A 26,084-nucleotide genomic window follows, 5' to 3' on the forward strand; every position below is an offset into this window, starting at 1 on the left:
TATGAGCAAGGTAACGGAGTACCTCGCAGGCGAGCGCCTCGACGACGTGGCGCTCTATCTCACCCACGAGTACCTCGACAGCCAGGGCAAGCTCCCGAACATGGGCGTCGAAGTCGAAAACGGCTACGTCCTCGTCGTCCCCGGCGACGACGGCCGCCGGGCCTTCGCGGCCGGCACGGGCATGGACGCCATGGAGTTCGCCCAGACCGCCATGGGCAACGACGGCGACATCGACGACGACCTCAGCGGCGGCACCTGCCCCGAGGCGGCCGCCGACGAGAACCACGAGGTCAAGTTCATCTTCTCGTTCGCCGAGGCGCAAAACGAGGAGGTCGGCGGCATCTACGAGGAGGGCGACGTGGTCCACGCCTACGCCAAGTGTACCTGCGGAACGACGTACTCCGACCGCTGGGTCGTCGACGACGCGTAATCGACCCCCGCTTTTCGACGCTGGTTTTCCGCTTCGGAGTCGGTTTCGGAGTCGCGTTCGTCGTTAGCGCTCGGTCTCGACGCCTTCGTCGTCCGCCTCGTCCTCGTCGTCGGTTTCGGCTTCCGCTTCCGCGACCGCGTCTGCGACCTGCTCGAACGCCCGGAGGATGACGCGCTTCGTCGTCGCGCCCTGCGTCGTCCAGTGGTGGGCGTAGTCGAGCATGTCGTCGTAGATGTCGGGCTTACAGCCGGCGGCCTTCGGGTGGCCGCCGCCGTTGACGAGGTCGGCGACCTCGTGACAGCGCTCGAAGTCGTCGGAGCCGCGGATGCTGGCGCTCCCGGCGGGCTTGACGACGACCGCCGCGTCCGCGCCCGCCTCGCGGAGGGCGTCGGCGACCTCGTTCTGGGAGCACCGGCCGTAGGTGACGCCGACCGTCCAGTCGCCGACGGTCTTCAGTTCGGCGCGGTCGACGGCGGCCTGGATGAGGTTCTCCTTTTCGACGCGGCGGTGGGCGATGTACTCCTCGACGACCGGCGGGAGGTCCGCGCCGTACGCGCCGACGACGGCGACGTACTCCTCTTTCGAGGTCCAGTAGGCGTAGTCCGCGAGGTCCTGACTCCGCTCGTCTTCGTTCAGCCAGAGGTCGTGGTCGCGGGTGACGGCCGCGAGTTCGGAAAAGCGCTCGTCGAACTCGTAGTCGAGTTCGCGGAGCGTCACGTCGGTCGAACACTCCTCGTCGGACTCGCCGACGACGAGGTCGACGCCGGCCTCGCGGACCGCCTCGGCGACCTCCGGCTTCCACTGGTGGTGGTCGTACCAGTGAATCTCGCCGGCGGTCTCGACGAGCGCGGCGAGTTCCTCCTCGACGTACTCGAACTTGTCCGGACAGAGGTCACAGACGTACACCTCGACGCCCTCGGGGGCGTAGTCGGCCACGCGCTGGAGGTCGTCTTCGAGCGAGTACGGGCTCGACCCCATCAGCGCGACCGGCGACTTCGGTCGCTCTTCTTCCTCCTCGTCGTCCTCGTCCTCGTCCTCGTCGCTGAGTTTCTCCTCGATTCGCGCTTCGAAGTCGGCCACGTCGAGGGCCGCGTCGTAGGCCTCCCGGAGGAGGGCGACGCAGCCGAGGCCGTCGGCGTCGGTGTCGGTGACGACCGCGACCGACGCGTCTTCGAGCTTCTCCTTGGCGCGCTCTTCGGCGCGTTCCTCGTCGAACGAGTCGGGGTAGAAGAATCCGGCACCGGGGAGCACGGACTTGCGGGGGAGCGAGAGCTGAGAACTGTCGATGAGCTCGTCTTCCATACGCCGAACTCGGGCGCGATGGGGAAAACTCCTCCCGATTCCGTCGGCGGCGACCGCGTCGAACGGCTCGCGGCCCGCGACCGAACCGAGTCCCGCAGCCCGCTCAGGCGGCCTCGTCGCTCAGTAAGGAGTCCGTCGTCCCCTCTTCCAACTGGCGGACCGTCAGCACCGGCACCGGACAGGTCCGGACGACGCGCTCGGCGACGCTCCCGATGAGAAAGCGGTTCTCGCCGTGGCGGCCGCGGGTGCCCATGGCGACGGCGTCGGCGTCCACCTCGCGGGCGTAGTTCGAAATCTCGGCGGCGGGGCGGCCCTCTCGAACCGCGAGGGTCACGTCGCGGTCGGTCGCGGCCTCGACCTCGGCGAGCGCCTCCTCGCCGCGCTCGGTGAGCGCGTCGCGCATCTCGTCGCGGAGTCGCTCCGGCGCGGTCTCCACGTCGCCGGCGTCGACGACGTACAGCGCGTGGACCGACGCGTCGAACCGCTCTGCGAGGTCGACCGCGACGCGGACCCCCCGGCGGACGCTCGCCGAGCCGTCGGTGGCGATGACGATGGTGTCGAACATGCCTACGGGTTCACAGTGGGGCGGCATAAAACCAGTCTGGGACGACCGACCGTCGGGACCGTGGGGTGAGTTTTTTGTCGTCGCCCGACGCAGGTGGGGACATGTCACCGCGCCCGCTCTCTATCGACCTCGTTCTCGTGCCGGTCGACCAAAGCGACGAGGCGACGCGCGCGGCGGAGTACGCCGCCGCCGTCGCGGCCGAGTACGACGCCGCGGTCCACGCCGTCCACGTCCTCGGCGAGGACGTCGTCCGCGCCATAGAGCAGGGCGTCGTCGACGAGGACGCCGTCGCCGAGGACAGCAAGGCCGTCACCGACACGGTCTCGGCCCTCGCCGACGAGGCCGACGTCCCGGTCACCTCGTCGGTCGCCTACGGCTTCTCGCGGACGAGCAAGCTCCGCCACCCCGGAAGCGTCGTCCTCGACACCGCAGAAGAGCTGAACGCGGACTTCATCGTCGTGCCCCGAGAGCCGGTCTCGGGCGACCCCGGCGAAGTGCTCGCCAAGGCCGCCGAGTACGTTCTCCTGTACGCCAGCCAGCCCGTGCTCTCGGTCTGAGTCGCAGGTCGCCGTGGTCTGCCGCCTTCAGCCGCCCTCCTCGTCCGGGGGTTCGGCGAGCCGGATGGTCATCTCCAGTTCGAAGCTCTCGGCGTCGCTCGTCTCGAAGCCGACGGTCTGGTAGAGCCCGACCGCCGCGCGGTTCCAGCGCTCGACCGTGAGCCACACCTTCTCGACGCCGGACACTCGGCCGTAGCCGAGCAGCGCCTTGATGAGCCGCGTGCCGATACCGGCGCGCTGGTACGTCTGGTGGACGAAGATGGCGAGTTCGTAGGCGTCGCCGTCGGGGACGAGCGTCGCGTGACCGGCCACCTCGCCGCCGTCCCACGCGATGACGTTCAGGCAGTCCTCGTCGAGGATGTTCTCCAGCCAGTCGCGGATGCGGTCCTCGCGTCCCGGCGGGATGCCCTGTGCGCGGTCCGAGGGGTCGAACGCGTCGTACATCTCGACGAGCGCCTCCATCTCCTCGTCTGAGCCGTCGTAGGCGCGCACCTCGATGGTGCGGTCTTCCCTGTCGGTGAACGACAGCGGCGGCGCGTCGTACGGGTCGGCGACGGCGTCGGAGAACGTTCGGTCGCTCATCGTACTAGGGTGACGGTCACGTGGGAGTTCAAGAGGACGAACTCCGCGATGCTACCGATCTGTATCTTCCCCATCGGACTCGTCTCGCCGCCGCCGAGCACCAGTTGGTCGAACCCCTCGTTCTCGGCGAGGTCCACGAGGGCGCTCCCCGCGTCGCCGTCGAGCAGGCGGACGGTCGCCTCGACGCCCCGTTCGTCGAGCAGTTCCGTCACCCGCGTTTCGATGTCCTCGCGCGAGCGCTCGACCGACGGGTTGTCGACGATGGCGACCGTGAGGTCGTCGTCCACGTTGGCCGTCCGTTCGACCGTCTTTTCGAGCGCTCGGATGGAATCGTCGCTGCCACCGATTCCGAGCAGTACCTTCATGATTCCCAATCTCGCGGTCGCGATAGAAAACCCTTGCCCGGAATCGGGGGGCGACACCCCCGCCGGCGGGGGGACCGCGCGTCGCGGAACCCTTTTCGGCCGTGCCGCGGTAGCCCGCGGTATGACAGACGAGTCCGACGAGTTCGAGACCGGCGCGGGCGACGCCGAGGAGGCGACTCGCGCCGACGCGGACCCGGGTGCGGAGGCGGACGAAACGGCGGCAGACGCGGCGACGGCAACTGCGGAGACGACAGACGCGGAACCGACGGACGCGGAGGCCGCCGACGCGGCCGAGGCCGGCCCGGCCGACGCTGACGCGGCCGACCCCGACCCCGAGGCCGACGCCGACGGTGCAGATTCCGACACCGAAGACGTCGAAGACGCTGTTCCGGAGGACGTACAGAAGTACGCCCGGTTCAAGAAAGTCGACGGCGCGCAGTACGACCGCGTCAACGACTTCCTCCGCCAGCGGACCTACGTGACGGCCCGCGAGTGGGCCATCGCGCGACTCTGCGCCGACTTCCGGACCGAGACGGGCGTCGAGATGACGAAAATCGGGAACAACCTCCCCGAGCTCGTCCCCTTCATGACCGACACCTACACCCCGCAGGCGGTCAATCAGGCCCGCTCGGCGTTCCGAGACAAGGTCCGGAAGTCGGGCGCGACGTTCCTCTACGGCGCGATGTCGGGCTTCTTCACTGCCGAGGAACTCGACGAGATGATGTACGAGGTGACGGAAATCGCCAAGTTCCTGCTCGAAGTCGAGGGCGTCGACCTCTCGGTCGAAGAGGAACTCGAAGCCGAAGAGCGCATCTCCAGCGTCATGCGGGAGGTCCGCGAGGCGAGCACGGAACTGCGACAAGAAGAGCTGTCGGACGAGGAGTGAGCCCTCGCGGCCGGGGTCGGTTCAGAGCCGACTCCGCGCCGACTCGGAGTCAGGGGAAAAGCGGGTCCGGCTCCGACTGGACTAACTCGACGCGTCGGTCCGCCTCGACCGGCCGGACGTAGAGGCGCAGTTCACCCTGTTCTCGCGCCTTCGTCGCCATCGCGTCCACTTTGTCCAGCCCGTAGTACAGCGGGACGACGACGGCCTTCGACGCCGCGGCGTCCTGGACGACCGAGACGACGAACACGGTGTCGTCCTCGCGGGCGCGGTACACGTCGTAGCGGTCGAAGGCGGCCGATTCGACCCACGTCGACAGCGACTCGAACTCGCTTCCGGGGACGAGCACGTCGAAGCCGACGCGCTCCGTCGCCTCGGGCAGGTTCGCCGGCGGCAGCACCGTCACGTCGCCCGGGTGGAGCACGAGCGTCTCCCAGCCCGAATCTTCGTACTCGGCCGCGGTCGCCTCGGCGTCCTCCACGACCGTCTCCCAGAACGACAGCAGTCCCGTGAGTGCGTGCGGTTCGTCCGCGTTCGGGCCGCGACCTCGGGGCGGCGTCTGCTCGTCGGTCATGCGTGTCACTCCCTCGGGGTGTCGGACGGGAAAAGGATTCGCTTGCATCGGGGTCGTCCGACTCCCGGCCGACGCCCCGGCCGCGACGGAACTGCTATCTGTCTCCCCGCCGACAGTCGTCCCGATGCGATGGTCGCTCCGCGCGGTCCTCGGCTCGCTCCAACTTCCCGTCGCCGGTGTCGGGGTCGCGCTCCTCGCGTTCGTCTGGCGGACCGCCGTCACGATGCCCCCACCGCCGCCCGGAAGCGACGGCTTCGTCCACGGACTCGCGGGCTTTTTCCTCCTCGTGTTCGGAGTCGCCGGCTTCGTCCTCCTCGCGGGCGGCCTGCTCATCCCGCCGGGACCGGGCTACGGCGTCGAGTTCACTCGCAACCAGCGCTGGCTGTTCGCCTACGCGCTGGTCTCGCCGGCCCTCGCCGTGGGCGGCTTCCTCGCGACCGTCGTCGCGTCGTCGGCGCTCGGCGGACTCGGCGGTCTCGCCGGGTCGGCGGTCTCGCTCGTCGTCCTGACGGCGCCGCTCGCGGTGCTCGTCGGCGTCGGCTGGAAAGGCGCGCAGGTCGCGGCCGCGCGGTTCTGAGCGGGCCGCCCCCCGGTCGGTTCCCGTCTCCGGTCAGTCGCGGACGTTCTCGCCGGCGACTTCGCCGAACTCGTCGCCGTCCCAGACGAACTCGCCGCGGAGCATCGTCCACTCGGGGAAGACGCCGGTTTGGCCCTCGAACGGGGTCCAGTCGCACTTCGAGTGGAGGTCAGCGCCGCGAATCTCGCGGGCGGCGTCGAGGTCGTAGAGCGCGAGGTCGGCGTCGGCGCCCGCCTCGACTCGGCCTTTGCGCGGCAGGTCGAACACCTCGGCGGGGGTCGCCGCGACCACGTCGCGGACGCGCTCGGCGGTGAGGTCGCCGGCGACGACCGCGCCGAGAAGCAGGGGAACCATTGTCTCGACGCCGGGGACGCCGCTCGGGGCGTCGAGGAGCGACTGTTCTTTCTCCTCGCGCGTGTGCGGCGCGTGGTCCGTGGCGACCATGTCGATGCGGCCGTCGGCGAGGCGCTCGAACATGGCCTCGCGGCGCTCCTCGGAGCGCAGCGGCGGGTTCATCCGGCCGTAGGTGCCCAACTCGGCGAGGTCGTCGCGGGACAGAAACAGGTGGTGCGGCGTCGCCTCGCAGGTCGCGCCGCCGTCGCGGGCGGCGTCGACGCCCTCGGGCGTGCTCGTGTGGGCGATGTGAATCTGCGCGCCGGTCTCGCCGCCGACGCGGACGGCGCGCTCGACGGCGGCCGCCTCGGCCTCGGCGGTGCGGTAGGCGCTCCACGCGTCGGCGTCGGCGTCGCGGCCGACCCCGCCGAGGTCGCCCTCGATGGCGGACTCGTCGAACAGGTCGGCGTCCTCGGCGTGGACCGTGACGGGCACGCCCGCCTCGCCGGCGCGCTCCGCGGCCTCGGAAAACAGGTCGGCCTCGATGCCCATGTCGCCGGTCGAGTCGGCGAGGAACACCTCGCCGAGGGCGAAAAGCGGGCGGTCGAGGAGGCTGTCGGGGTCCCAGTCGGCGGTGACGCCGCCGTTGATGCCGTAGTCGATACACGACTTCGCGGCGCGGTCGGCCTTCGCGTCGAAGCCCGCGCCGTCGGTCGTCGTCGGGTCGGTGTTCGGCTGGTCGGCGACGGTCGTCACGCCCCCCGCGGCGGCGCTCCGCGCGCCCGTCTCCCACGTCTCCTTGTGTTCGAATCCCGGTTCGCGGAAGTGGACGTGCACGTCGATAGCGCCCGGGAGAAGCAGGTTCTCCTCGGCGTCGACGGTCTCCTCGTCGGCGACGGGGTCGAGGTCGCCGACCGCCTCGACGGTCCCGTCCTCGACGCGGACATCGACCACGCGGCCGTCGGCCAGCGTCGCGTTCTCGATTCGCATACGAGGGGGTGCGACGCGCCGGGTGCTAAGTCCGGCGGTTCGGGTAGTCGCGGTTCGGGGAGCGGCCGCGGCCGGGTGCGTCGCCCCGCGGGCGGTCGTGGCTGAGGACGCTCACGCGAGGTCCGCCGCGTCCTCGACTCGCGTCTCCGCGTCGCCGACGAAGACGGCTTCGAGGGCGTCGCAGACCGCGTCCGGGCTTCCCGGGCCGCCGGCGTCGGCGACGCTGCCCACCGAACCCGGGTCGAAGGGGACCTCGATGGCCTCGTAGACGGGCGCGAGCACGTCGGCGATTTCGTCGCGGTCGGCGACGACGACCACGCCGGAGACGAGCGCGCTCTCTTTTCGGACCCGCTGGGCGATGCCGCAGAGTTTCCCGCCCGCTTGGACCGAGTGGTCGCCGGGGCAGTACGACTCCGGAGGCTCGCCCCGCCGCGCGGGCACGCCGAGAGTTCGCAGGGCGCGGACGACGGCGGTCGTTCCGGCCTCGTACCGCGCGTCGAGTCCGGCCCGGGCGTCGTCGAGCGGGAGCGCGTGTGCGAACGCGACGGTGGTTCCCGTGTAGGCCACGGCCCGGCCGCCGACGGAGCGCTCGACGGCCGGGAAGCCCCGCTCTTCGGCGGCGGCGACGGCCTCGTCGTACCGCGGGGCGCGGGTGTCGCGCCTGCCGAACGCGAGCTGTCGGTGCGGCGTCCACGCCCGGAAGGCCGGTTCGTCCGTTTCGCCCGCCTCGCGGAGCATGGCCGCAGTGACCGCCCGGTCTGCGTCTCGGTCGGGCCCGCGGCCGCGGATGACGCGCATGCCCGAAGGAAGCACCCCGACGTACCTAAGAACACCCGTCCCGTCCCGACGACCATGCTGCGACTGCCGCGGTCGATGCTCTCGCGCTTCGAGCGCTTCTCGCTCTACAACTCGCCGTACCCCGCCCACGACGGCGGCTGTGCCATCGACCTCTACGTCGCCGCCGACGACCCGGTGGCCCGCTCGCCCGTCGCGGGCGTCGTCCGCGAGACGCGGACCGTCCGCGCGCCCGACAAGCCCTACGCCCACGACGACGAGTACCTCGTGCTCGTCGACGTCGACGCCGAGGCCACCGGGCTGGACTGGCTCGGCGACGCCGTCGACGACCCCCGCGACGGACTGGTGGCGCGAATCCTCCACGTCCGACCCGACGTTGCCGCGGGCGACGAGGTCGCGGTCGGCGACTCGCTGGGACGGCTCGTCCGCTCCGGCTTCTTCGCCCCGTGGGTCGCGAACCACGTCCACCTCGGCTTCCGCCCCGCGGACGCGAATCAGCACCGCGCCCGGGGGTCGCTCCCGGTTTCGACCGACGTGACCGTCTCGCCGCTCGACTGGGACGGGACGGGAACCGTCGTCGAGACGGCCGAGACGTTCGTCGTCCTCGACGCCCCGACCCGCGCCGACGCGGGGGTCGGACCGGACGAGTTCGTGGGCCTCGGCAGCGACGAGGGCGTCGTCCTCGACGGCGGCCTCGCCCACTACGGGTTCGGTGGCACGCTCTCCCCGGTCGCGGACGGGAAATCCCTGTCGCTCCTCGGCGAGCGAGTCGGTCGGACCGCCGGCCGGGACGTTCCGTGGGCCGACTTCGACGTGCTCGTCGACGGAATTCGTGTGACTGGAATGTCATTATTCGCGTCCCGAACCGACTTCGGGACCAAGGTCGTCTGTCCCGGCCACGACCTCGCCGTCGGCGACGAGGTGTCGGTCGCGATTCGCCCCAGCGACGACCCGGTGCGCCTCGACTGATTCGACAGAACTGATTTAATACTAACACGAACGCGCCGCCCGATGGCGACCGACCGAACCCCTCCATTCTGGGGGGTTAGTTTTTAAATGCCTTTACTATGAAAGGCCGAGTCTCCGCAAAAAATATCCTTCGCTCACTCGTATTTTTCTCTGTTTGTGAGACTCGATATACGAACGTGCACCGTCGTTTCAGTCTTCGACGCCGCCGTCTCCGCGCCGCGATGACTGACGACCGCGACACCGGGTACGAGGTCGAACTCGGTCACCCGCTGGCCGGCGCGTCCCCCGATGCGACGCTCGAAGACCCCGAATTCGAACTCACGTTTGTCGGCGGTATCCCGGTGTCGGGCGAGCCGGTTCCCTACTTCGTCGCCCGCGGGAGAGACCGCGAGGAGCTCGACGACTTCCTCGACGACCACGTGAACATCGAGTGTTTCGAGCCGGTCTCCGACGGCCCCGAGGGACGGCTCTACCGCTGTGAGTGGGCGACTCACGAGGGCGACATCATCTCGGCGATTCGCGAGTGCGACGGCATCGTCCGGCGGATGGTCGGCACGAGGTACGGCTGGTCGCTGTCGGTGTACTTCGCGTCGAACGAGCTGACGACCCGGTTCCACGACGCGTGTCTCTCCCGCGACATCGATATCGACGTGCGCCGGGTCGAACCGGCCCGCCTCGACGAGCGCCACCCGCCCGACAGCGACCTCTCGGAAAAGCAACTCGCGGCGCTTCGGCTCGCCTTCGAACGGGGTTACTTCGAGACGCCGAAAGAGACCGGCCTCGACGACATCGCGAGCCGATTGGGCATCACCGAACAGGCGCTCTCACAGCGACTCCGGCGAGCGCTCCGACACCTCGTCGGCTCGGCGATAGACGATATCGACGACATCGACCGCGACTCGCGGACCGGGTGAAGAGCCGACGACGCGTCAGAACGGGACCGTGGTGGGGATGTGGCAACCGGGCGCGGATTGCCACGGTGGTGTCGAAAGTGGACCGCGACGGAGGCGACCTGCGGTCTCTCCGGCGGTGCGCCCGTGTGGGGGGTGCCACCGACGCATATCGGTACGCTGATTCTAGTAATATATCTGACCCTTGTGTGGACAATCGGTATTTAAGCGGCGTCGAAGTAATCGAGGTACTCCGAGGCGAACGCACGGACCTCGTCGTACGTCGGCGGCGACCCGTTTCGGACGAAGTGTCCCGCGACGGCGTTGCCGACGACGAGGGACTCCGCGCGGCCGAGGTCGAGGACGTGCGCGAGCGCGAGTCCGGCGTTGAAGTGGTCGCCGGAACTCGTCGTCAACACCGGGTCGTCCGTCCGGGGAACGCCGACGGTCGCGGCCCCCTCGTCGTCGATGAGGTGGGCCGCTTCGATGCCGTGGCCCGCGAAGCGACTGACGCCGAGGTGCTCGAACGCCGCCTGCGACTCGCGGCCGAAGTCGTCGCTCTCGACGCCCGCCAACCGCGCGAGATAGCGCGTCTCGTAGCGGTTCGCCGACGCGACGACGCGCACCGCGTCGTCCAGCGCGGACACCTGTTCGACGCCCGCGGCGACCACCTCGGGCTCCCGCTTTCTGAGGTCGCCGGGGTCCAAAAGCAGCGTCTCCGGCGGGTCCGACAGCGTCGGCCACAACTCCTCGCGGAGGCCGCGGGCCACGTCCGGTAGCTCGGGCATCTCCGACCAGTAGCCCATCCCGACGAGCTCGGTCCCGTCGACCAGCTCGGCCAGTCGGTCGAGGCCGACCCGCGACTCGATTCCGGCCCAGTCGAGCGTCATCAGCGCGCCGATTTCGGTGAGCATCAGCTTCCCGTCGTCGAACTCGACGGCGTCGGTGTAGCCGGGCGACCCGAGCGTCTCCAGCGGGAGGTGGCCGAACTCCTCGACGAACGGCTCTTCGACCGGCTCGCCGAGACAGCCGACGACTCCGGGCTCGAACCCCAGTCGGTCGAACGCGCGGGCGAGGTGGCTCACGTGCCCGCCGGTTCGGACGTTCGACTGAATCCACTCGAACGAGAGCGAACTCTCGGCTTCGACCGAGTCGTTCACGCGGTCGGCGAACGCTTCGAGCGTGGGCACCCGCTCGTAGGCGTCGGCCGACTGCCGCTCGGAGACGAACTCCCGAACGCGGTCGATGTAGCCGTCGAACCCGAACAGCACCCGCCCGCCGTCGACGGTCTCCGGGAGCGCGTCCCGACACGACTCTACCGCGCGGACCGTCGTCTCGTCTGGGGTTTCCATGGCGCTTCGTTCGGACGACCGCCAATTAGTGTTGCCGCCGCCGGCGACACTCTCGCGGCGTCAGCGGTCGCTTTCAGAGGCCGTCAACGGTCGCTCTCCGTCGTGATTTCGAACCGCGCGCCGCCGGCGTCGCTCTCGACGAACCAGACGCTCCAGCCGTGGGCGTTCACGACGCTCATGACGACGCTGAGTCCGAAGCCGGTCCCCTCCGAACTCGTGGTGTAGCCCGCCTCGAAGATGCGGGGGCGGTCGTCCGGCGGAATCCCCGGGCCGTCGTCTTCGACGTAGAACCCGTCGCGGTCGGCGAGGGGGCCGACGCCGACGGTCACGTCGTCGCCGCCGTGGCGGATGGCGTTCGAAAAGAGGTTTTCGAGGAGCTGTCTGAGCCGCCCGCGGTGGGCGTCGACCGCGACGTCGCCCTCCACGGTGAGCGTCGCTTCCGGCGCGTCGCTCGCGGCGGTCGTCCACGCTTCCTCGGCGACGGCCCCGAGCGACAGCCGCTCGGCCTCCTCGACCGTCTGGCCGTTTCGCGCGAGCGCCAGCACGTCCTCGACGATGCCCGCCATCCGCTCGTGGGCGTCGGAGACGCGGTCCAACTCGTCGCCGTCGTACCGCTCGCGGGCGAGTTCGAGGTAGCCCATCGCCGCGTTCAGCGGGTTCTTGAGGTCGTGGGAGACGACCGATGCGAACGATTCGAGCTGCTCGTTCTGGCTGGCGAGTTCGCGCTCGCGCCGACGCAGCAGCTGTTCGCGCTCGACCCGGTCCAAGACCGCGCGGGTGTTGGCGGCCAGCACCTTCGCCAGCGCGATGCGCTGGTCGGCCAGCGACCCCTCGTCGAGGGAGGCGACGAAGAACACGCCGTGGCCCGGAATCGGGACGATGAGTTCCTCTGTGGCCCCGGCGTCGACGATGAACCGCTTCGGGTTCGACTCCACGTCCCGGTAGAGGTTGTGCTCACCGCGCTCGAACACCTCCCACGTCAGGCCGGTCCCCCGCGGAATCGGCGGCACGTCGCCGAACACCTCCCACGCCTCGTCGGTGAACGCCGCGGGGACGAGCGCGTCACGCGACTCGTCGTACAGGAGGACGCCGCTAATCCCGTAGTCGAGGACCTCGGTGGCGGCCTCGCGGACGATTTCGGCGACCTCCTCGCGGCTCGTCGCGCCCGTCAGCCGCCGGGTCGAGGCGTGGAGCGCGTTGAGCCGCTGTTCGTACCGCTTTCGCGCCGTGACGTCCGTCGAGATACCCACCGCGCCTTCGACGGCGCCGTCGTCGCCGAGGATGGGCGAGACGGTGAACTCGACCACGTAGTTCATCGCCGGAAGCGACAGCTCGATTTCGAACCGCTCGCGGTCGCTCTCGCCGTCGAGGATGGCGTCGAGGGCCGCCCGGGCGCGCTCGTACTGGTCGGCGGCCAGATACCCGGCGTCGCGGAGCGCAGAGATGTGCCGGCCGACGAACGCCGACATGGGGATGGTCGTCCGCGACAGCGCCGCCTCGTTGATGAACTGGACGACGCCTTCGTCGTCGACCACGTACGCGCCCTGCCCGATGCTCTCGACGATGGTCTCGTACCGTTTGAGCCGCTGTTCGTAGCTCCGCTGTTCGGTCACGTTCCGCGAGGTGACGACGAACCCACCGACCGAGGTGTCCGCCTGGTTGCTTCCGATGGATTCGAGCCACGTCCACGACCCCTCGGCGTTGCGGTGGCGGTACCGGACGGGGTCGGTCCCGTCGGCCCCCGTCCGGAGGGCGCGTTCGAAGACGGCCTCCACGCGCTCCCAGTCGTCGGGGTGAATCAGGTCGGAGACGCGTCTGCCGACCAGTTCGCCGGGCTCGAACCCGAGCACGTCGGTAATCGAGGGGCTCTGGTACTTGATTCGCCCGTCGGTCCCGACGAGGGTCACGAGGTCGCGCGCCAGCTCCACGAGGCCGCGGAACTGCGCCTCCGTGGCGCGCTGTTCGGTCACGTCGCGCATCGAGACGAGCACGCCGTACGAGCCGTGGTACTCGATGTCCTTGACGTTCGCCGCGCACTCGCGGACGTCGCCGTCGGCGTCGACGAGGCGGACCTCGTAGCTCACGGGCGCGTCGCCGCCCCGCCGCCGCGTCTCGGAGATGCGCCTGACTTTCTCCCGGTCGTCGGGGTGGATGACGTCCAAGAGCGCGGTCTCGGCGAGTTCGTCGTCGCTCCGGCCGGTGAGTTCGGTCAGCCGACGGTTCCAAAACCGGAGGTCGCCGTCCTGCGCGATGAAGATGGCGTCGTGGCTCTGCTCGACGACCGTCCGGTACAGCGAGTCCGAGTCCCGCTCGCTCGACGCCCACCGGGAGAACTCGATGGCGCGCTCGATTCGCGCGGCGACCGCGGCAACCGCCTTCTCCGTCTTCGGGTAGTCGATGACGATGGCTCCGTTCCCGTGGGCGGACTTGGCGGAGCCTTGGGGTCCGTCACGGGCGAGAAAAAAGACCGGTATCACGCCGATTCGGTTCCGGACGCGCGAGACGAGTTCGGTGTCGACGTCGCCGCAGAAGACGACGCCGTCGACGGCGTCGAGGCCCTCGACCACCGCGTCGAGGTCCGCGCACGTCTCGGTCGTGAAACCGCGTCGCTCGACGGCCTCGACGAGACCGTCGGGGCACTCGTCGACGAAGACGACGCGGGAATCGCTCATACGCCTATCAGTCCGGGAAACTGTATATATCTCACGTGATACCGACCTGACGAGTGTCCGACGAGACCGTCCCCGACCGTCGGTTACATGCCATTTGACACACTCGTTCGTGACATGACCGACGACTTTCCCGCCGAGGCCGCGGCAATCGTCCAGCGGCACATCGAGGACGAACACGGCTACCTGTCGTGGCTCAACACCCGCGTCGACGCCATCGAGCGCGGTCGCATCGTGATGACCATCCCGTACGACGAGAAGCTCACCAACACCGTGTCGCCGCCGACTATCCACGGCGGCATCGCGGCGACGCTCATCGACACCGCGGGCGGCATCGCCCTGCGGACGATGCTCGACGACCCGCTCGCCGGCGGCGTCGCCACCATCAACCTCAACGTGAACTACCTGCGGCGGGCGTCGGGCGACCTGACCGCGGTCGCCGAGGTCGTCCGCGCCGGCGGGTCGGTCGGCGTGAGCACCATCACCGTCGTCAGCACCGACCCCGAGGAGGACTCGGACGTGGCCGCCCGGCAGTCGCCGTCGAGCGACTGGAACGACGCCGTCGCCACCGGACAGGGCGCGTACCGGCTCTTTCGGGAGTGAGGAGCGGCTCCGGTCGCGGCTGCAGTCGTGCCCGGCGGGGCCGTCGGCCTACTCGAACGCCACGTCCGCGAGCGTCGCCGTCTCGCCGAACAGCCAGTCGGCGTGGTCGACGGCGTACTCCTTGTGTTCCCTCTCGATGTAGCCGAGCGCGTCGGTGACGAGAATCGGCCGGTAGTCCCGCAGGCCGGCGCTCCCGGCGGTGTGGAGGACGCAGACGTTCGCCAGCGTGCCGCAGATGAGCAGGTCGTCCACACCGTGGCTGTCGAGCCACCCCTCCAGTTGCGTCCGGTAGAACGCGTCGTAGGTGTGCTTCTCGACGACGAGGTCCTCGTCGCGGACGTCGAGGTCGCCGTGGAGGTCGGCGTCCCACGTCCCCTCGACGACGTGTTCGCCCCAGCGCTCGAACTCGTCGTAGTAGTGATTGCCGTCGAACTGCTCCGGCGGGTGCACGTCGCGGGTGTAGACGACGCGCGCGCCGGCGTCGCGGGCGGCGTCGACGAGGTCCGTGACGGGTTCGATTGCTGATTCGCTCCCCGGCGCGAACAGGCTCCCGTCGGGGTGACAAAAGCCGTTCTGCATGTCGACGACGACCACCGCGGTTCGGTTCGGGTCGAGTGCCATACGCGTCGGTTGCGCCGGGACGACCAAAACAGTACGCGCCGGCCCGTTTCGACGCCCGAACCCGACAAGGTACTTCACTCCGGAGTCCAAGGGTACGATATGCGAACGACCGGTCTCCGCGCCGTTTTCGCCGCCCTACTCTTGGTTCTCGCCGGCTGTGCCGCTCCCACGGCCGCGCCCGGCGGCGACGCGCCGCCCGCGACGCCCGACCCGGACAGAGACGGATTCGACGACCCCGACCGGGACGTGCTCGGCTGGGAGGACGGCTACTGGTACGACGAGGCCATCGACGTCGACCAGTCCGACGGCCTCAACGAGTCCGAGATGGAGGCGTACGTCGCCCGCGGGATGGCCCGCGTCGAGCACATCCGACAGTTGGAGTTCGACGAACGCGTCCCCGTGGACGTCATCTCCCGCGCCGACTACCGCAGCGGCAACGCCGGCGGCTCCGGCTCGGCCGACTCCGAGTTCAACCGCTGGAACGACCAGGTGTGGGAGGCGCTGTTTATCACCGGCGAGTCGACCGGGAGCGCGAGCGCCATCTCCGAGACGACCGGGAGCTCGGTCCTCGGCTTCTACTCGCCGTCCGACGACGAAATCAAAATCGTCACCGACTCGACCGACGAGCCCACCATCGACAACGCCACGCTCGTCCACGAACTGGTCCACGCCCTGCAGGACCAGCACTTCGACCTGACCGACGCCCGCTTCCGCGGCGAGACGCAGGACGGCGACCTCGCCATCGACGGAATCGTCGAGGGCGACGCCAAGTACGTCGAACGGCAGTACGTCGAGCAGTGCGACGCCGGCGCGTGGGACTGCGTCGTCACGCCCGCCGCGGGCGGCTCCGGCGGCGGGTCGGGCGGCGGCGGTCCGAACCTCGGCATCCTGCTCACCATCTACCAGCCGTACTCCGACGGTCCGGTCTACGTCCACGACCTGTACGAACGGGGCGGCTGGGAGGCCGTCAACGACGCCCTGCGCAACCCGCCGGAGTCCACCGAACAGACCATCCACGTGACCGACGAGTCGCCCCGTCCCATCTCCTTCGCCGACGAGGGGACGAACGGCTGGACCACCTTCCCCGAACAGGGCGTCGAGGGCTCCGACACGGTCGGCGAGGCGTCGATGTTCTCGATGTTCTGGTATCAGGCCCGCACGTCCGGCGCGCAGACCGTCCGCGTCCAGTCCATCCTCGACACGAACTCGCGGTACGACACGTACAACTACGACGCCGCGCCGTCGAACGGGTGGGCGAACGACCGCCTGTTCCCCTACCGCAACGAGGCCGGCGCTGAGACCGAGTACGGCTACGTCTGGGTGACCGAGTGGGACACCGACGGCGACGCACAGGAGTTCCACGACGCCTACCTGAACATCCTCAGCGCCAACGACGCCACCCAGCGGGACGACGGCATCTACGTCATCGAGGACGGCTCGTTCAACGACGCCTTCCGGGTCGTCCGGACCGGCGACCGGGTCGTCATCGTCAACGGGCCGGCACCCGCCGACGTGGACGAGATTCGGCCGGGACTCGCGTCGTAACCCCCGCGCCGAGACGCTTTTTCGTCTCCCGCCCCTGCATCCGCTATGAATCGCCGCCGCCTCGCCGCCGTTCTCTCCGCCCTTCTCCTCGTCGTCGCGGGCTGTGCCGCCCCCGTCTCCGACCCGAACGCCGCGGGAGACGCGTCCAACGACGCGGACGGGACCGCGGACCCGGCCGAGGACTGGGCGTGGCCCGACGACCCGCCGACCGACCGGCTGGGTTGGGAGGCCGGCTACTGGTACAACGAGTCCATCGCGGTCAACCAGTCCGACGGCCTGAACGCGACGGAGCGCGAGGCGTTCGTCGCCCGGACGATGGCCCGCGTCGAGGTCGTGCGCGAACTGGAGTTCGAGGAGTCCGTGCCGGTCGAGGTCATCTCGCGCGCCGAGTACCGAAACCAGTCCGAGGAGCCCGCAGACCCGGTCCACAGCGACTGGAACGACCAGGTGTGGGAGGCGCTCCTGCTGGTCGGCGAGGACCGGACCATCGACGAGGTGTTCGACGAGCTGTACGGCGGCGCGGTGCTCGGCTACTACTCGCCCTCGGAGGACCGCATCGTCCTCGTGAGCGACGACGACCGACCGACCATCGACCGGCGGACGCTCGCTCACGAACTCCACCACGCCCTGCAGGACCAGCACTTCGGGCTGGACGGCTCGCCGCCGACGCAGGACGCCCAACTCGCCGAGAACGGACTGGTCGAAGGCGACGCCCGCTACGTCGACCGACTGTACGAGGAGCGCTGTGAGACCGACTGGGAGTGCGTCCCCCGGCCGCCGGCCAGCGGCTCGGGAAGCGGGTCGTACGACTACCCGGTCTTCTTGACCATCTACGCGCCCTACAGCGAGGGTCCGACGTTCGTCGCCGACCTGCGCGAGCGCGGCGGCTGGGCGGCCGTCGACGACGCCTACGCCGACCGCCCCGCCTCGACCGAGCAGGTGCTCCACCCGAAGCGATACCCCGACGAGCGCCCCGTCGAGGTGACGGTCGAAGACCGCTCGTCGGCCGCGTGGACGCGCTACGACACCGACCCCGTCGCCGACACGGTCGGCGAGGCGTCCATCTTCGCGACGTTCTGGAAGCACCGCGCCATCGACCGGGGGCGACTCCAACAGGACACCGGCGCGTACTCGCCGTACAACTACACGGCCGGTCCCTCCGAGGGCTGGGCCGGCGACGCGGTGGTTCCCTACCGCCCGGCGTCGGACGAGACCTACGAGGCGAACCCGCACGAGCGCGGCTACGTCTGGAAGACGGTCTGGGATTCCGAGGCGGACGCCGAGCAGTTCGAGCGGGCCTACGTGACCTACACGCTGAAGCTCCGCCTCGGCGGGTCGTACGCGGGCGAGAACACCTACCTCGTCGACGACGGCCCCTTCGCGGACGCCTACCGGGTGACGAGAGACGGCGACACCGTCACCGTCGTCAACGCGCCGACGGTGGAGCGGTTAGACGAGGTTCACCGTCAGAGGTAGGAGAAAGCACTTGTGTCATAACTGACATTAGATTGTATGCCCCGTCGGCTCGGTCTGTTCGCTATCGTCTCCCTCTCGCTCGTCCTGTTCGTCGTCGTCTTCCTCTTCGCCACCGGAACGCTCGTTCCGTGGTCGAACAGTTGCGGTCAGTCTCTGGGAGTCGACCCAGCCGACGACGTTCCTGCGGACGCTGACGTCGTTCCGTACGACTCGCTTTCGCCAGAGGAGCAAGCGCTGTTCGACGACGCGCTTTCCGAGTCTCCCGCGGGCTTTGACGACCGTCGGTGGAGTGTCGGCAATGGATACGTGAAAAAAGACAACACCACCTACCGCACGAGCATCCTCGTTTGCTGATCGGCCCGTCCATCGCGGTGAAGAAAATTCCTCTTCGACGCACGTGACCGATTATACACCTTTTTCATCGGCCGGGTGGAATCCGCGCCAATGAGTGACTTCGATATCGTCGGTCCCGAGGCCATCCGCGAGGGCGTCGCGACCGACGCCTACTTCGAGCGGACCGAGGCGACCCTCCGACACGCGGGCAAGAACCCCCGCGTCGTCGCCGAGGTGACGGCCGACCAGTTCCCCGACGGCGACTTCGAGCTGTTCGCCGGCGTGAAAGACGCCGCCGAACTGCTCTCCGGCCGCGATATCGACGTCGACGCCATGCCCGAGGGCCTGCTGTTCGACGGCGGTCCGGTGATGCGAATCGAGGGCGACTACCTCGAGTTCGCTCGGCTCGAAACCTCGCTGCTCGGTTTCCTCTCGCACGCCTCGGGCTGTGCGACGGCCGCCCTCGAAGCCCGCACGGCGGCCCCCGACTCGACGGTTCTCTCGTTCGGCGCGCGCCACGTCCACCCCTCCATCGCCGCGATGGTCGAGCGGAGCGCCCTCGTCGCCGGCCTCGACGGCTTCTCGCACGTCGCCGCCGGCGAGATTCTCGGGAAGGAGGCGTCGGGGACGATGCCCCACGCGCTCCTCATCGCCTTCGGTCGCGGCAACCAGGCGGAGGCGTTCCGCGCCTTCGACGAGGCCGTCGACGAGGACGTGCCGCGGGTCGCTCTCTGCGACACCTACGGCGACGAGACCGAGGAGGTGCTGCAGGCGGTCGAGACGCTCGGCGACGACCTCGACAGCGTCCGCCTCGACACCACGTCCTCGCGGCGGGGGGACTTCCGACACATCGTCCGGGAGGTCCGCTGGGAACTCGACGCCCGCGGCCACGAGGACGTGGGCATCTTCGTGAGCGGCGGCCTCGGCCCGGCGGAACTCCGGCACCTCCGCGACGTGGTCGAGGGGTTCGGCGTCGGCGGCTACATCTCGAACGCCAACCCGGTGGACTTCGCGCTCGACATCGTCGAAGTCGACGGCGAACCCGCGGCCAAGCGGGGCAAGCTCTCCGGCGTGAAGGAGGTCTACCGCACGGCCGACGGCGGCCACCACGTCGGCCTCCGCGGACGCCCCGGCCCGACCGACGGCGAGGCGCTCCTCGAACCGCTCATCCGCGACGGCGAGGTCGTCTCGGAGTTCGAGTTCGACATCGACGCGGCCGCGACGCGGGCCAGAGAGGACGCCGAGTTGGTCGGCTTCGGCGACGAGTAAGACGCGTTCTCGTTTTGCGGCGACGCTCGAAGCCGTCGCTCGCCAGTTCGGTTCTCCCCCCAAGGAGTCGAGTCGTCGCCGCGACGACTTACAGCGCTTCGACGCTCCCGCCGTCGTCGCGCTCGCGGAAGACCTGCCCTTCGAACAGGGTGATCATGGTGTCGTCGTCCTGCCACGCCAGCGGCGACAGGCCGGCCTTGCGACAGGCGTTCGTGAGGAACTCCTCTTTCGACCAGCCGAGCTCGATGGGCAGGGTCGGGTACATCCAGCCGTGGGTGCCGCCGGCGTCGATGGCGACCCCGTGCGTGCCGAGTTCGATGTCGGCGACTGGGTCGTTAGTCAGCGTGTAATTGTTGACGATACAAACAGAGATGTTCAGATTCGGGAGTTCGGGTGCTTCGATTTCGGTTTGGCACGAGTCGCCCGACGCGGCCTTGATGGCCGCGTCGACGATGGCGTGACCGAGCTGGTCTTTCCCCCGATACGCGCCCGCACAGCCCCGCAGTCGACCGCGCCCACGTGTCGACTTGATGCGGACAAACGCCCCGGTTCGGGCGTAAAACGCGTCGCGCATGCTGCCCGGTTGCTCTCTCTGTCCGTGAAGAACGTACGATTCGACCGATTCCCGCGCTAGTTCGACCGCCCGCGCCCCATCCTCGTAGGTGAGGTGTACGGTCTGCGCCTCGGACATATTATCATTCAAGTCCTGTGGTGACTTCAACGCTTCCCTCGAATGTTATCGGGTTGTTATGTAGAATCGGTGCCACATAACGGGCGACTAAACCCGCGTATGACCCCGTTAATCGAACCGCTTATCCGACCGACCGGACTAGGGTAGGTCGGCAGAGAGAGCCCAGTTCCCGTGCCCGAGACGGGCATGAGGAAAGTCCCCCCACCGTCCGAACGGGTGACCGGGCGCAAGCCCGGAGTCGGAGACGGCTGGCGCTGGAACAGAAACGAGACCGCTCGACTTGACCGATGATGCGCGCGCGACGGCTCCGCCGTCGCCGGCGCGGACGGGAGACCCGTCCGCGTGCGAACCGACCCGTAAGGGAAGGGAGTTAACCCGCAGAGGGAGTGAGATGGCGTCGCCATCTCTGACGGTCGAGAACGGATGGAACGGCGAATCCTCACCGGTGCAAGTCCGCGCCGCGAAGGTAGTTCGGACGGCGCGTCGGGTTCGCCCGTCGCGCCCTCGGGGCTCGCCCCGAGAAGGACGCGGACGCTGAGCCGAATGCTGGGACGAACAGAAGGGGGCTTACTCCTCTCAGCCGCTTTCGAACGCCCGAGCGGCCGCGCCGTCGGTCGGGTCGCGGCGTCGGGAAACGCTCTTGACCGTTCGCCACCGCAGTCTCGGTATGCGCGGTTCGACCCTCCTCGTCGCGGCGCTCGTCGTCCTCGCCGGCTGTGCCGCGCCGGTGTCGCCGGGAGACGACGCGACGACTTCGACGACCGCTCCGACCGCGGCGACCACCGAAACGCCGTCGACCGCAGTCTCGACTACGGCTCCGTCAGCGACCGCGACTGCAACGCCCACCGCGTCGCCGACGCCCGAGCCGACAGCCGAGCCGACAGAGACGTTCACGCCCGCCTCCGGCTACGGTCCGTGGGGCTCCGAGCCGGTCGTCGTCGCCGTCGAGGCCGCCGCCAACGACCGCGACTACGCCGCGCTCGTGAGCGAGGCGACGACGTTCTGGGAGGCGAACGACGCGCGGTACCTCGGCTACGAGGTCGACTACGAGGTCGACGCCGACGCCCGCGACCCGGACATGGTGGTCCGCTTTTCCGACACCATCCCCGAGTGTAGCGGACAGGCCGACGCGGTCGGCTGCGCGCCGCACATCACCGACGCCCGGCAGATTGACCGCCCCGAGACCGTCTACATCCGAACCGGGTTCAGCGACGACTCGACGGTCGAAATCATCGAACACGAACTGGGCCACACGCTCGGTCTCGCCCACGGCGACGAGCCCGCGGCCCTGATGAACGCCACGGGCATCCTCTACACGCTCCCGCGGACGAACGCGACCGAGAAGGCGTTCCCGTGGGACGACCCGAACTTCACGGTCTACGTCGACGACGCGAACGCCTCGGACCCCGACGCGGCCCGCGAGCAGGTCCGTCACGCCCTCGATTACTTCGCCGACGGCGCGCCGGGGATGCCCGACAACCTCACCTACACCTACGTGGACGACCCGGCGGACGCCGAGGTTCGAATCTCCTTTGCGGACTCCTCTCCGTGCGCCCCGGGCGCGGTCTCCTGTGCCGCCGTCAGCGGCTACGACCCGGACGGCGACGACGCGTTAGAGACGTACGGTAGCTATCGGGTCATCCTCGTCGACCTCGACACCGAGGCCGTCGGCTGGCACGTCGGCTACTGGACCGCACACTACCTCGGCGCGGAGGCCGACGACGAAAAGCCAGAGCCGTTCCGGAACGCGACGTACAACGAGCGCCGGAGCGAGTGGTGGACGTAGCGCCGTCGCCGCGTCACCCGCGCCGGCGCGCTTCGCACCGAAAACGACGGTTCTCGCCCGGTCGAATCGGCCGAGTCCTTCTTTGGGACGGCCCCCGTAGGAGCAGTCGTGATTCCCACCGATAGGCACGGTGACGCCCACGCCGCCTTCGACGAGGAGTCGTTCCGCGACGCGCTCGCCGAGTTCGGCGGCACCGATGCGGAGCGTCGGGTCGTCGCGCGTCAAGCCCGCGACCTCGCCGACTCGGGGCAGGCCGAAGCCGACCGCGGCGCGGCGCTCACGGGCGACGAAATCGTGCGGAACATGCGCGACGCGCCGGAGGGCGGCCCCGCGACGCGCTGGAACTGGTGGCTCGGGGCGCTCGAAGCCGCCTACGGCGGCTACCGCGAGTTCCAAGTCCGCCGCATCCCGAAAGCCTGACCCGAGTTTTAGCCGCGCCGTGGCCGCGTTTGCCACCGTCTCTCCCCGTGTCGAGCGACGTGTCGCGCCCTCCATCGTCCGCCGTCTCTCCGCCGTATCTGTCGCCTTTGAGCGGTCGGAATACGTCGAACGCCCCCGTATTTCCGACCGTTCAAAACCAAAGCAGATTACACGCTTGTTACAGAAAGGGTGTGTAACGCGTACGACCAACCCTACCGGTGATGCCTACTCTACAATGACAGACAACTACGACGTGATTATCGCAGGCGCGGGCCCTGCAGGTGGACAGGCGGCACGAGACCTCGCCGCCCGAGGCTACGACGTGTGCGTCCTCGAAACCGAGTCCGAAGACGAGTTCCCCTCCAGAAGCAACAAGTCGACCGCCGGGACGTTCCCGTCGGCGATGGCCTCGTTCAACATCCCCGACGAGGTCGTGATGAACTTCACCGACGATGTCGTCTTGGAGTCCCCGAACCACCATTACTACCGGCACCAGCCCGGTGCGGTCCTCGAGTTCGCGGACTTCAAGAACTGGCTCGTCGACGAGGCGGAAGCCGACGGCGCGGAGTACCGCTTCGACGCGCGCGTCTCCAAGCCGATCATGGAGGGCGGCGAAATCGTCGGCGTCCGGTACAACGGCGACAAGGAAGTGTACGCCGACATCGTCATCGACGCGACCGGACCGAGCGCGCCGCTCGCCAAGGCCCTCGACGTGTGCGACCTCAACCGACAGAAGCAGGCTATCGGCATCGAGTTCGAGTTCGAGGGCATGGACCTCGCGCCCGAGGGCTACGGCGACCTCACCGACGCGATGATGCTTCGGCTCGACCACGACATCGCGCCCGGCGGCTACTCGTGGATATTCCACACCGGCGGCGACACCGCGAAGGTCGGCGTCTGCTACATCCAAAACGAGGGACACCGCCACAACGCCAAGTCGGGCTACACCATCGACGACTACCTCCAGTACTGGCTCGACACCGACCCGCGCTTCGCGAACGCGGAGCGCATCGCGGGCAAACAGCACCGCGGCTCCGCGCACATCCAGCTTCCGGGCCGCATGAGCACGGACAACTTCATGGCCATCGGCGACACGGTGCCGACCGTCGACCCGCTGTGGGGCGAGGGCATCGACAAGTGCATGCGCTCGGGCCGGGTCGCGGCGGCGACCGCCGACCGCGCGCTCACGAACTCCGAGCGCGACACCTCCGCGTCCGAACTCGCCATCTACGACCAACTGTGGCACGAGCGCGTCGCGCCGAAGGTCAAAAACCGTCTGTTCATGACGGAGATGCTCTACCGCGCCTCCAACGAGCGCTACGACAAACTGCTCGAAGACCTCCATCGCCTCCCCAACGAGCAGTTGGACGCCGCCAACGGCGGCAGTCCCCTCGCCATGTTCCGCATGCTCAAGTTCGAAGACCTCTCCATCCTCGCCTCGACCGCGAGGGAGTGGTTCTCGAACTGAGCGCCGGGAAGCGCGCGCGTTTCTTTCGGTCCCCGCGCTTCGCTGTGTATCTCTCGCGGTTCCCGTCTCGCCTCTCTTTGTCTTCCCAAACTCACTCGCCGCCGCCGTCACCGAGCGTCGCCAGCGCGTCGGCCAGCGCCGCCCGTGCCGACGCGACGTGTTCGTCCGCCGCCTCGTCTTCGGTTTCGCCGACGTTCGACAGCAGGTGTTCGACGTGGCCGAGTCGCCTCCGAACCACCTCGTCGTCCGGGAGCGGGCCGACCGCGAGGTCGCCCGCGACGGCCTCCGCCTCGCCGAGCCACCGGCTCGCCTCCTCGCGGACGGGCCGGGTCGCCGTCGCGGCGAGTCGGTCGTGGAGCGTCGTCACCAGTCGGTCGAGGTCGTCGCGGTCGGCCTCGGTGTCTGGTTCGAGGTCGTCGCCACCGCGGTCGGATTCGGGGTCGGAGCCGGTCACACCTCGGGAGACGGCGGCCGGCGTGAAAAGCGTCGAGTGCGGCGGGACCGACGAGCAAAAGCCCCTCCGGTCGGTACTGCCGGCAATGAAACTCCAGTTCCTCGGCGGGGCCGAGGAGGTCGGGCGCAGCGCGATTCTCGTCAACGACTCGCTGCTGCTCGATTACGGGATGCTGACCGGGAACCCCCCGCAGTTCCCCGTCGGCTCCGTCGACCCCGACGCCGTCGTCGTCTCGCACGGCCACCTCGACCACGTCGGGACGGTCCCCTCGCTCCTCTCGGGCGACGACTGGCCGGCGGTCCATTGGACGCCGCCGACCGACGAACTCGCCCGGACGCTCGCGCGCGACACGCTCAAACTCCACGGCGGGAGCTACAACTGCCCGTTCACCGAGACGCACGTCCGGCGGATGACCCAGCAGTCGGAACACCACGACTACGGCGAGCCGTTCGAGGCCGCCGGCCACGAGGTCACGTTCTACAACGCGGGGCACATCCCCGGCAGCGCCCACGTCCTCGTCGACGACGGGGAGACGCGTCTGCTCTACAGCGCCGACTTCCACACCGACGACCAGCGGTTGGTCTCGGGCACGACCGACCGCCCGGACGCCGACGTGGTCATCTGCGAGTCCACCTACTCCGACGTGGAACACGACGACCGCGCGACCGTCGAAGAGCGCTTCGTTGAGTCGGTGCGGACGACCGTCTGGGAGGGCGGCACCGTCGTCGTCCCCGCGTTCGCCATCGGCCGGACCCAGGAGATTCTCATGGTGCTCGACGCCCACGACATCGACTGCTACGTCGACGGCATGGGGACGCGCGTGCTGCGGATGCTCCGGAACCACCCCGACTACGTCCGCGACGCCGCGGCGCTCAAGCGGGCGAAGTCGAACGCGCGAATCGTCTCGGGTCGAGACGGTCAGCGAAAGCGCATCGCCCGGCAGAACTCGGTCATCGTGACGACGAGCGGGATGCTCTCGGGCGGGCCGGCGATGACGTACATCCCCGAGATTCGGCGAGACCCGACGAACAAAATCTGTCTCACCGGCTATCAGGTCGAGGGGACGCCGGGCAGAGAACTGGTCGAGCGCGGCCGGTGCGAACTCAACGGCGGGGTCGTCCCCGTGGCCGCCCGCGCCGAGATGTACGACTTCTCCGCCCACGCCGACCGGCACGGGCTCCTGTCGTTTCTCGACGACTACCGCGGCGCGCCGGTGTTCGTGAACCACGGCGACCGCTGTGCGACGTTCGCCGAGGAACTCCGGGCCGACGGCTACGAGGCCGCGGCTCCAGAAATCGGAGCGACGGTCGAGGTCTGAGGCGCGCGGCGACCAGCGCGGAGCGACCCGACGTCGCCGGTCTCCGGCGCTCAGTCGCGCTCGTCGTCCGTCTCCGGGACCGCTATCGACCGGCTCGCGGCGACGCACGCGGACACGCGAAGTCGCGTTCGCCGCGACCGAAAGCGACCGAGGAACGAACCGAACGACCCATCGGATGAATCCGAACTCATGGTTTTAGGTTGGCCTAAATAATTATAGTCGTTGCGGTCGGCGCGCGCACTCTCTCCGACGGAGGCGGCCGCGCGC

The 26,084-nt window shown here is 69.1% G+C and carries 28 protein-coding genes and 1 other RNA gene; 16 read left to right on the forward strand and 13 right to left on the reverse strand.

The genetic code is table 11. From position 1 onward, the window contains the following. The first annotated feature begins 1 nt into the window (after position 1). Positions 2-430, forward strand: a complete 429-nt coding sequence (locus ABY42_RS08725; RefSeq protein ID WP_004976473.1) for a DUF5807 family protein — start codon at positions 2-4, stop codon at positions 428-430. Positions 431-493: 63 nt separating this feature from the next. Here ABY42_RS08725 and ABY42_RS08730 read toward each other — a convergent pair whose 3' ends face one another. Continuing rightward, the gene (locus ABY42_RS08730; RefSeq protein WP_004976472.1) at positions 494-1,732 is read right to left on the reverse strand and encodes a DHH family phosphoesterase; all 1,239 of its coding nucleotides are present in this window, start codon (positions 1,730-1,732) and stop codon (positions 494-496) included. A gap of 103 nt (positions 1,733-1,835) precedes the next feature. Continuing rightward, positions 1,836-2,297: a universal stress protein gene (locus tag ABY42_RS08735; protein WP_004976471.1), complete on the reverse strand. Its 462-nt coding sequence runs from the start codon at positions 2,295-2,297 to the stop codon at positions 1,836-1,838. Between the two features lie 101 nt (positions 2,298-2,398). Here ABY42_RS08735 and ABY42_RS08740 point away from each other — a divergent pair, with 101 nt between their 5' ends. Beyond that, positions 2,399-2,854: a universal stress protein gene (locus tag ABY42_RS08740; protein WP_004976470.1), complete on the forward strand. Its 456-nt coding sequence runs from the start codon at positions 2,399-2,401 to the stop codon at positions 2,852-2,854. Between the two features lie 27 nt (positions 2,855-2,881). Here the strand turns inward: ABY42_RS08740 and ABY42_RS08745 are convergent, their stop codons facing one another. Both ABY42_RS08745 and ABY42_RS08750 read right to left on the reverse strand, forming a co-directional pair. Next, complete coding sequence (locus tag ABY42_RS08745) at positions 2,882-3,436, reverse strand: GNAT family N-acetyltransferase (RefSeq protein WP_004976469.1); 555 nt, start codon at positions 3,434-3,436, stop codon at positions 2,882-2,884. After that, positions 3,433-3,801 carry a universal stress protein gene (locus ABY42_RS08750; RefSeq protein ID WP_004976468.1) on the reverse strand — a complete coding sequence of 123 codons (369 nt, stop codon included), beginning with the start codon at positions 3,799-3,801 and terminating at the stop codon, positions 3,433-3,435. The genes ABY42_RS08745 and ABY42_RS08750 overlap by 4 nt, the downstream gene beginning before the upstream one ends. Positions 3,802-3,922: 121 nt before the next feature. Between ABY42_RS08750 and ABY42_RS08755 the strand changes: the two genes are divergently transcribed. Then, on the forward strand, positions 3,923-4,687 hold the full coding sequence (locus ABY42_RS08755) for a DUF5806 family protein (protein ID WP_050459215.1): 765 nt from the start codon (positions 3,923-3,925) through the stop codon (positions 4,685-4,687). 49 nt (positions 4,688-4,736) lie between these two features. Here ABY42_RS08755 and ABY42_RS08760 read toward each other — a convergent pair whose 3' ends face one another. Further along, positions 4,737-5,258 carry a DUF7529 family protein gene (locus ABY42_RS08760; RefSeq protein ID WP_050459216.1) on the reverse strand — a complete coding sequence of 174 codons (522 nt, stop codon included), beginning with the start codon at positions 5,256-5,258 and terminating at the stop codon, positions 4,737-4,739. 124 nt (positions 5,259-5,382) lie between these two features. Here ABY42_RS08760 and ABY42_RS08765 point away from each other — a divergent pair, with 124 nt between their 5' ends. Beyond that, on the forward strand, positions 5,383-5,835 hold the full coding sequence (locus ABY42_RS08765) for a hypothetical protein (RefSeq protein ID WP_050459217.1): 453 nt from the start codon (positions 5,383-5,385) through the stop codon (positions 5,833-5,835). A 33-nt stretch (positions 5,836-5,868) separates the two neighbouring features. On the opposite strand, the gene ABY42_RS08770 is transcribed toward ABY42_RS08765, so the two are convergent. Beyond that, on the reverse strand, positions 5,869-7,158 hold the full coding sequence (locus tag ABY42_RS08770; protein WP_050459218.1) for a dihydroorotase: 1,290 nt from the start codon (positions 7,156-7,158) through the stop codon (positions 5,869-5,871). A gap of 111 nt (positions 7,159-7,269) precedes the next feature. Beyond that, positions 7,270-7,956 carry a lipoate--protein ligase family protein gene (locus tag ABY42_RS08775; protein ID WP_050459219.1) on the reverse strand — a complete coding sequence of 229 codons (687 nt, stop codon included), beginning with the start codon at positions 7,954-7,956 and terminating at the stop codon, positions 7,270-7,272. A 54-nt stretch (positions 7,957-8,010) separates the two neighbouring features. Here ABY42_RS08775 and ABY42_RS08780 point away from each other — a divergent pair, with 54 nt between their 5' ends. Both ABY42_RS08780 and ABY42_RS08785 read left to right on the forward strand, forming a co-directional pair. Further along, positions 8,011-8,922 (forward strand): hypothetical protein, encoded by a 912-nt coding sequence (locus ABY42_RS08780; protein ID WP_050459220.1) that lies wholly within the window; start codon positions 8,011-8,013, stop codon positions 8,920-8,922. 221 nt (positions 8,923-9,143) lie between these two features. Further along, a complete protein-coding gene (locus tag ABY42_RS08785) occupies positions 9,144-9,836 on the forward strand; it encodes a helix-turn-helix domain-containing protein (protein WP_050459221.1) in 693 nt (230 codons plus the stop codon). Between the two features lie 200 nt (positions 9,837-10,036). Here ABY42_RS08785 and ABY42_RS08790 read toward each other — a convergent pair whose 3' ends face one another. Together ABY42_RS08790 and ABY42_RS08795 are read right to left on the reverse strand one after the other, a co-directional pair. Continuing rightward, a complete protein-coding gene (locus ABY42_RS08790) occupies positions 10,037-11,164 on the reverse strand; it encodes a carbohydrate kinase family protein (RefSeq protein WP_050459222.1) in 1,128 nt (375 codons plus the stop codon). A gap of 83 nt (positions 11,165-11,247) precedes the next feature. Further along, the gene (locus ABY42_RS08795; protein WP_050459223.1) at positions 11,248-13,836 is read right to left on the reverse strand and encodes a PAS domain S-box protein; all 2,589 of its coding nucleotides are present in this window, start codon (positions 13,834-13,836) and stop codon (positions 11,248-11,250) included. Positions 13,837-13,950: 114 nt separating this feature from the next. Here ABY42_RS08795 and ABY42_RS08800 point away from each other — a divergent pair, with 114 nt between their 5' ends. Continuing rightward, a complete protein-coding gene (locus ABY42_RS08800; protein ID WP_004976458.1) occupies positions 13,951-14,436 on the forward strand; it encodes a PaaI family thioesterase in 486 nt (161 codons plus the stop codon). A 48-nt stretch (positions 14,437-14,484) separates the two neighbouring features. Here ABY42_RS08800 and ABY42_RS08805 read toward each other — a convergent pair whose 3' ends face one another. Beyond that, positions 14,485-15,057, reverse strand: coding sequence for a cysteine hydrolase family protein (locus ABY42_RS08805; protein ID WP_050459224.1), 573 nt, complete (start codon positions 15,055-15,057; stop codon positions 14,485-14,487). A gap of 99 nt (positions 15,058-15,156) precedes the next feature. Between ABY42_RS08805 and ABY42_RS08810 the strand changes: the two genes are divergently transcribed. From ABY42_RS08810 to ABY42_RS08825, 4 genes are all read left to right on the forward strand, one after another. After that, positions 15,157-16,602 carry an Hvo_1808 family surface protein gene (locus ABY42_RS08810; RefSeq protein WP_050459225.1) on the forward strand — a complete coding sequence of 482 codons (1,446 nt, stop codon included), beginning with the start codon at positions 15,157-15,159 and terminating at the stop codon, positions 16,600-16,602. Between the two features lie 45 nt (positions 16,603-16,647). Next, on the forward strand, positions 16,648-18,078 hold the full coding sequence (locus ABY42_RS08815; protein ID WP_004976455.1) for an Hvo_1808 family surface protein: 1,431 nt from the start codon (positions 16,648-16,650) through the stop codon (positions 18,076-18,078). A gap of 36 nt (positions 18,079-18,114) precedes the next feature. Further along, a complete protein-coding gene (locus ABY42_RS08820) occupies positions 18,115-18,432 on the forward strand; it encodes a hypothetical protein (protein WP_050459226.1) in 318 nt (105 codons plus the stop codon). A gap of 90 nt (positions 18,433-18,522) precedes the next feature. Further along, entirely contained in the window at positions 18,523-19,680 is a 1,158-nt protein-coding gene (locus tag ABY42_RS08825) for a nicotinate phosphoribosyltransferase (protein WP_050459227.1), read from the forward strand. Between the two features lie 88 nt (positions 19,681-19,768). Here ABY42_RS08825 and ABY42_RS08830 read toward each other — a convergent pair whose 3' ends face one another. Further along, on the reverse strand, positions 19,769-20,371 hold the full coding sequence (locus tag ABY42_RS08830) for a TIGR00296 family protein (protein ID WP_004976452.1): 603 nt from the start codon (positions 20,369-20,371) through the stop codon (positions 19,769-19,771). A gap of 150 nt (positions 20,372-20,521) precedes the next feature. Here ABY42_RS08830 and rnpB point away from each other — a divergent pair. From rnpB to ABY42_RS08845, 4 genes are all read left to right on the forward strand, one after another. Continuing rightward, an RNA gene (rnpB, locus tag ABY42_RS14985) (RNase P RNA component) lies at positions 20,522-20,953 on the forward strand. Positions 20,954-21,038: 85 nt separating this feature from the next. Next, complete coding sequence (locus ABY42_RS08835; RefSeq protein WP_050459228.1) at positions 21,039-22,157, forward strand: zinc metalloprotease; 1,119 nt, start codon at positions 21,039-21,041, stop codon at positions 22,155-22,157. 108 nt (positions 22,158-22,265) lie between these two features. After that, positions 22,266-22,577, forward strand: coding sequence for a hypothetical protein (locus ABY42_RS08840; protein WP_004976450.1), 312 nt, complete (start codon positions 22,266-22,268; stop codon positions 22,575-22,577). Between the two features lie 235 nt (positions 22,578-22,812). Beyond that, a complete protein-coding gene (locus ABY42_RS08845) occupies positions 22,813-24,045 on the forward strand; it encodes a digeranylgeranylglycerophospholipid reductase (protein ID WP_004976449.1) in 1,233 nt (410 codons plus the stop codon). Between the two features lie 91 nt (positions 24,046-24,136). Here ABY42_RS08845 and ABY42_RS08850 read toward each other — a convergent pair whose 3' ends face one another. Beyond that, the gene (locus ABY42_RS08850) at positions 24,137-24,499 is read right to left on the reverse strand and encodes a hypothetical protein (RefSeq protein ID WP_004976448.1); all 363 of its coding nucleotides are present in this window, start codon (positions 24,497-24,499) and stop codon (positions 24,137-24,139) included. An 85-nt stretch (positions 24,500-24,584) separates the two neighbouring features. Here ABY42_RS08850 and ABY42_RS08855 point away from each other — a divergent pair, with 85 nt between their 5' ends. Further along, entirely contained in the window at positions 24,585-25,817 is a 1,233-nt protein-coding gene (locus ABY42_RS08855) for an MBL fold metallo-hydrolase (protein WP_004976447.1), read from the forward strand. Between the two features lie 50 nt (positions 25,818-25,867). Here ABY42_RS08855 and ABY42_RS19795 read toward each other — a convergent pair whose 3' ends face one another. Then, complete coding sequence (locus ABY42_RS19795) at positions 25,868-26,008, reverse strand: hypothetical protein (protein ID WP_004976446.1); 141 nt, start codon at positions 26,006-26,008, stop codon at positions 25,868-25,870. Between the last annotated feature and the right edge of the window lie 76 nt (positions 26,009-26,084).

Origin of the sequence: Haloferax gibbonsii, assembly GCF_001190965.1 — an archaeon.
GTDB lineage: Archaea > Halobacteriota > Halobacteria > Halobacteriales > Haloferacaceae > Haloferax > Haloferax gibbonsii.

Excerpts from the sequence above, each read along its gene's own strand:
- ABY42_RS08725 (WP_004976473.1), top strand. The coding sequence starts at position 2 with ATGAGCAAGGTAACGGAGTACCTCGCAGGCGAGCGCCTCGACGACGTG.
- ABY42_RS08730 (WP_004976472.1), bottom strand. The coding sequence starts at position 1,732 with ATGGAAGACGAGCTCATCGACAGTTCTCAGCTCTCGCTCCCCCGCAAG.
- ABY42_RS08735 (WP_004976471.1), bottom strand. The coding sequence starts at position 2,297 with ATGTTCGACACCATCGTCATCGCCACCGACGGCTCGGCGAGCGTCCGC.
- ABY42_RS08740 (WP_004976470.1), top strand. The coding sequence starts at position 2,399 with ATGTCACCGCGCCCGCTCTCTATCGACCTCGTTCTCGTGCCGGTCGAC.
- ABY42_RS08745 (WP_004976469.1), bottom strand. The coding sequence starts at position 3,436 with ATGAGCGACCGAACGTTCTCCGACGCCGTCGCCGACCCGTACGACGCG.
- ABY42_RS08750 (WP_004976468.1), bottom strand. The coding sequence starts at position 3,801 with ATGAAGGTACTGCTCGGAATCGGTGGCAGCGACGATTCCATCCGAGCG.
- ABY42_RS08755 (WP_050459215.1), top strand. The coding sequence starts at position 3,923 with ATGACAGACGAGTCCGACGAGTTCGAGACCGGCGCGGGCGACGCCGAG.
- ABY42_RS08760 (WP_050459216.1), bottom strand. The coding sequence starts at position 5,258 with ATGACCGACGAGCAGACGCCGCCCCGAGGTCGCGGCCCGAACGCGGAC.
- ABY42_RS08765 (WP_050459217.1), top strand. The coding sequence starts at position 5,383 with ATGCGATGGTCGCTCCGCGCGGTCCTCGGCTCGCTCCAACTTCCCGTC.
- ABY42_RS08770 (WP_050459218.1), bottom strand. The coding sequence starts at position 7,158 with ATGCGAATCGAGAACGCGACGCTGGCCGACGGCCGCGTGGTCGATGTC.
- ABY42_RS08775 (WP_050459219.1), bottom strand. The coding sequence starts at position 7,956 with ATGCGCGTCATCCGCGGCCGCGGGCCCGACCGAGACGCAGACCGGGCG.
- ABY42_RS08780 (WP_050459220.1), top strand. The coding sequence starts at position 8,011 with ATGCTGCGACTGCCGCGGTCGATGCTCTCGCGCTTCGAGCGCTTCTCG.
- ABY42_RS08785 (WP_050459221.1), top strand. The coding sequence starts at position 9,144 with ATGACTGACGACCGCGACACCGGGTACGAGGTCGAACTCGGTCACCCG.
- ABY42_RS08790 (WP_050459222.1), bottom strand. The coding sequence starts at position 11,164 with ATGGAAACCCCAGACGAGACGACGGTCCGCGCGGTAGAGTCGTGTCGG.
- ABY42_RS08795 (WP_050459223.1), bottom strand. The coding sequence starts at position 13,836 with ATGAGCGATTCCCGCGTCGTCTTCGTCGACGAGTGCCCCGACGGTCTC.
- ABY42_RS08800 (WP_004976458.1), top strand. The coding sequence starts at position 13,951 with ATGACCGACGACTTTCCCGCCGAGGCCGCGGCAATCGTCCAGCGGCAC.
- ABY42_RS08805 (WP_050459224.1), bottom strand. The coding sequence starts at position 15,057 with ATGGCACTCGACCCGAACCGAACCGCGGTGGTCGTCGTCGACATGCAG.
- ABY42_RS08810 (WP_050459225.1), top strand. The coding sequence starts at position 15,157 with ATGCGAACGACCGGTCTCCGCGCCGTTTTCGCCGCCCTACTCTTGGTT.
- ABY42_RS08815 (WP_004976455.1), top strand. The coding sequence starts at position 16,648 with ATGAATCGCCGCCGCCTCGCCGCCGTTCTCTCCGCCCTTCTCCTCGTC.
- ABY42_RS08820 (WP_050459226.1), top strand. The coding sequence starts at position 18,115 with ATGCCCCGTCGGCTCGGTCTGTTCGCTATCGTCTCCCTCTCGCTCGTC.
- ABY42_RS08825 (WP_050459227.1), top strand. The coding sequence starts at position 18,523 with ATGAGTGACTTCGATATCGTCGGTCCCGAGGCCATCCGCGAGGGCGTC.
- ABY42_RS08830 (WP_004976452.1), bottom strand. The coding sequence starts at position 20,371 with ATGTCCGAGGCGCAGACCGTACACCTCACCTACGAGGATGGGGCGCGG.
- ABY42_RS08835 (WP_050459228.1), top strand. The coding sequence starts at position 21,039 with ATGCGCGGTTCGACCCTCCTCGTCGCGGCGCTCGTCGTCCTCGCCGGC.
- ABY42_RS08845 (WP_004976449.1), top strand. The coding sequence starts at position 22,813 with ATGACAGACAACTACGACGTGATTATCGCAGGCGCGGGCCCTGCAGGT.
- ABY42_RS08855 (WP_004976447.1), top strand. The coding sequence starts at position 24,585 with ATGAAACTCCAGTTCCTCGGCGGGGCCGAGGAGGTCGGGCGCAGCGCG.
- ABY42_RS19795 (WP_004976446.1), bottom strand. The coding sequence starts at position 26,008 with ATGAGTTCGGATTCATCCGATGGGTCGTTCGGTTCGTTCCTCGGTCGC.